The sequence below is a fragment of the Methylophaga sp. UBA5088 genome, assembly GCF_002414625.1.
In the GTDB taxonomy this organism is placed as follows: domain Bacteria; phylum Pseudomonadota; class Gammaproteobacteria; order Nitrosococcales; family Methylophagaceae; genus Methylophaga; species Methylophaga marina.
Genome location: NZ_DIAC01000068.1, coordinates 1 through 3420 on the forward strand (window position 1 = coordinate 1; position 3420 = coordinate 3420).

A 3420-nucleotide genomic window follows, 5' to 3' on the forward strand; every position below is an offset into this window, starting at 1 on the left:
CCAGTCAGTCGAAAGCGTGCTATCAAATGATGAAAAAACAGCCCTAACAGTAGCTGAACAGAGTGACTATTCACCAAACAAACAAGATAATCAGGTGACAGCGAGACTGGATAATATGATTTATCTGTCTGAGCTGAACCGAATGAATGTGCGTTACGTCAGCTTTTCAGAAGACACGGCACAGGATGAAGTCGTTTTAAAAGGCCTCTTTCATCATCATTTTGATCGACATGGTCTGTCTGTGCATGCCGGTAACTTAATAGAAATGGCGGATAGAACCAGTTTTGCAGAACTGCCTCCTGCGATCAGCATGACCATCTTATTTGATGGAAAAGTGTCATTTTCGCTTGGCTCGCAACGTTATCAGCTAGGTTGTCTTGGTGAGGGCCGTGTGGAGTGTTCCGCTTTTATTATTAATCAACCTGAAATGCTTAGTCGCCGTTTCGAACGCGGTATGCATGTGAATAAACTCAATATATTTATCGAACGACAATGGCTTGAGGAAAGAGCGACTACACCAGACGAAAGGCAGCATATTCAACAGCTATTTCAAGCTCATGCTGCTTTTTACCATTGGCAAGCTTCTGATGTGGTTGCAAAGCTGGCCAGTGATTATTTATTTAAAGCCCAACACACGACTATTCAGGATGAGTTACTGAAAGAGGCGATCATCTTTCAACTGATCGCTGAAAATTTAAAGGTACTAACCTCACTTCATCGAACAGAAAGGCCACAAGAGACAAGTCAATTCTATGCTACTGCATCACAGGAAAACCAACTGAGACATCAAATTGATGACATGCTGATGCAATCCATGACCGTTGCAGAAATGGCTTCAGCGATAGGGCTGAGTGTGAGCACTTTACAGCGTAAGTTTAAAACGACCTATGGGGTAACGGTGAATAATTACTGTCGCCAACGACGTCTGGATATGGCAAAAAAAGCATTATTGGTCGACAAGAAATCCATTGGTGAAGCTGCCTTTATAGCCGGTTATGCTCACCCCTCAAACTTTATTACGGCTTTTAAAAAACGCTTCAAACTCACTCCTTCAGAACTGGTTGCCACCATACTGCCGTGATGTTTCGACAAACAGGGGGTGATCTTGGCTAAAAATGAATAACGGAATTTATCCATACTTAAGTCACTCGGATTAGCGCTAAGGGTGCAATCACGTGGGGATAAATCCAATAAAAATCAATTAACTATTATCTAAAAGTGGCATTTGCATTTTTTTAGTTTATAGATGATAATGATTCTTGTTAAGATTTGTAGTTTTTACTAAGTTTAAGGAGATCATCATGCGTGCTACCCATACAGACACTATCGAAAATCTGTACCTGGAGCACCGTGGTTGGTTATCGGTATTTATTCAACGCCGAATGGGGTGCCCTGAAACCACCGCCGACCTGATTCAGGATACCTATCTACGTATACTCACGAGTGGCCGATTACCCGAGCAAAAAGATGCTCGTAAATATCTGACGCATATTGCCAAAGGTCTGGTGATTGATGTGTTTCGCCGTCGTCGTGTTGAAGAAGCCTATCTGGACTATCTGAAACAACAACCCGAGGACACAGCCCATTCGGTTGAAACTCAAACACTGATGATAGAAGCCTTAACCCAAATTGATAGCTTACTACATCGTCTGCCTGCCAATGTGCGCCAAGCCTTATTGATGAGACAGCTGGATGGCATGAGCTATAAGGACATTGCTAAACAGTTAAATGTCTCTGTATCCTCAGTGGAAAAATATATCGCCAAAGGTTTGCAGACATGTCTTGCTGCCTCACTCTCATCAGACTAACTCGTGATGCTTGATGGTTCTGGCCTGGTGATTAACCAGTACAACACGGCCACCATCATGCTTGAACTCACACATTTCACCCAGAGAGGTAGTCCACTTAAAAACAGTAAACAGCAGCTTATCGTCATCGACACTAGAGCTATCACTTTGGCACGACGGGGTATTGCTCGATGTTGCTGCCATTGCTGAATCAGATGACCAAACCGTGGATGATGTAATAACCAGTGGTGCAATTGTGGCCAGCCTTTTGCCGAACACCAGAGTGCCATCAAGACAAACTCGGTAGTAGGTAAGCCCGGTAATATCAAGCCTGCGAAGGCAATACTGAGAAAAATCAGTGCGAAAAGGCGCCACAATAACGTTATAACCATGGTTTTAACTCGCTACAGCATCATCTATCATTACATCGTTAACGGCATCAGTGACAAAAATAAAAGCCTGTGTTGCACCCGCTAATGCTTTTTCACGTTGTGCTTGTGTTAACTCAAGCTGATCTAACATTGCTTTAAACTGTTTCCAGTGAGTGGCGCGTCCGTCTGAGTGTGCTGCCATGTGGCTGGCACCAAAGGTTTCAGATAAGTTCAGTTGATTTTTGACATGTTTGAGTAACATCGCCGCGCCTAGCGTTGAACCCTCCAACGCATATAGCCAGCCAATGCCTTCATATTCATCTGCGATCCTGATATAGCTCGCTATACGCTGATCTTCGGTCATCAGCGTTTTATTCAATTCGACATCCTCACAGTCCGATAAAACCGCATTAAGGCGGCTGCGTCCACTCAAGTCAGGCAGTAAGTTTAAGAGCTTGGTATTGTGATAGAGCGGTTCTGCTGCAGTATGAAGGCGTAATTGCATACGCAGAAAGCCCCGATAATGTTCGCTATCTGCAAACGGATTTAGTTGCATCACGCGTTTATCCAGTACTTCATGTAAATCATGTGTTTCATTGCGTAAGGCGTTTGAAAGAGTCAGTTGATCTGTCATCGGTTTATCCTGTAAATAAAAGTCTGTGTTATTTGATATACCGAAGCAGTTGCCAATTTCCGTAATGTATCCGCTGATTTTTATTGAAGTTGTTGTTTAATCTTCTGGATGGCTTGATTGTACTGAGCGGCTTTACTAGGCTTATCCCAAGCGATATAAAGCGACTGTATATTTTGCAAAGCCAGTAGCAGGGTTTCATTTGTTGCAGATTGAGTCTTTTGCAAGTTCTCTACGGCGGTGAGAAAAGCCGTTTCGGCCTTAGCAAATTGCCGTTTGTTGTAATACAAAGTGCCGAGATAACCAGCGATGCCAGCTGCCTCAACTGGCCGCTTTTGCAAACTTTGATATAACGCTAAGCTCTCCGATAAAGACGCTTCAGCCGCTTTTGTATCATGTGTCGCCAGTTGTAACGCGCCGAGGTTACCTAAAATGGTGGCTTGCTCAATACTGTGTTCTTTGTTCAATAACTTAAGTTGTGACAAGGCTTGCTGATAATACTGTGCTGCCTGCTCAAGATGATTTTGCTGCTGTTGGTATAAGCCTAATTCATTGAGCTGCATCACTGTTGCCATCGAGGCGGGGGCATCATTTTGTGCATTGAGACTTTGCTTTCGGATTGCAGCTGCTT

5 protein-coding genes are annotated in these 3420 nt (G+C 43.6%); 2 read left to right on the plus strand and 3 right to left on the minus strand.

Translation table 11 applies throughout. The features are described 5' to 3' along the window. Both B4K20_RS08580 and B4K20_RS08585 read left to right on the plus strand, forming a co-directional pair. On the plus strand, positions 1-1081 hold a 1081-nt coding region (locus B4K20_RS08580; RefSeq protein WP_289282579.1), incomplete at its 5' end, for a helix-turn-helix transcriptional regulator. A 220-nt stretch (positions 1082-1301) separates the two neighbouring features. Next, a complete protein-coding gene (locus tag B4K20_RS08585; RefSeq protein ID WP_289282580.1) occupies positions 1302-1808 on the plus strand; it encodes a sigma-70 family RNA polymerase sigma factor in 507 nt (168 codons plus the stop codon). On the opposite strand, the gene B4K20_RS08590 is transcribed toward B4K20_RS08585, so the two are convergent. From B4K20_RS08590 to B4K20_RS08600, 3 genes are all read right to left on the minus strand, one after another. Next, positions 1805-2179 carry a YbaN family protein gene (locus B4K20_RS08590; protein ID WP_289282581.1) on the minus strand — a complete coding sequence of 125 codons (375 nt, stop codon included), beginning with the start codon at positions 2177-2179 and terminating at the stop codon, positions 1805-1807. The genes B4K20_RS08585 and B4K20_RS08590 overlap by 4 nt on opposite strands. A gap of 4 nt (positions 2180-2183) precedes the next feature. Further along, a complete protein-coding gene (locus B4K20_RS08595) occupies positions 2184-2792 on the minus strand; it encodes a biliverdin-producing heme oxygenase (protein WP_289282582.1) in 609 nt (202 codons plus the stop codon). 80 nt (positions 2793-2872) lie between these two features. After that, positions 2873-3420 (minus strand): tetratricopeptide repeat protein (locus B4K20_RS08600; RefSeq protein WP_289282583.1); only part of this gene is annotated, 548 nt, incomplete at its 5' end.

Bases quoted from the DNA above. Each gene is read 5' to 3' on its own strand.
- B4K20_RS08590 (WP_289282581.1), bottom strand. From the start codon at position 2,179: ATGGTTATAACGTTATTGTGGCGCCTTTTCGCACTGATTTTTCTCAGT.
- B4K20_RS08585 (WP_289282580.1), top strand. From the start codon at position 1,302: ATGCGTGCTACCCATACAGACACTATCGAAAATCTGTACCTGGAGCAC.
- B4K20_RS08595 (WP_289282582.1), bottom strand. From the start codon at position 2,792: ATGACAGATCAACTGACTCTTTCAAACGCCTTACGCAATGAAACACAT.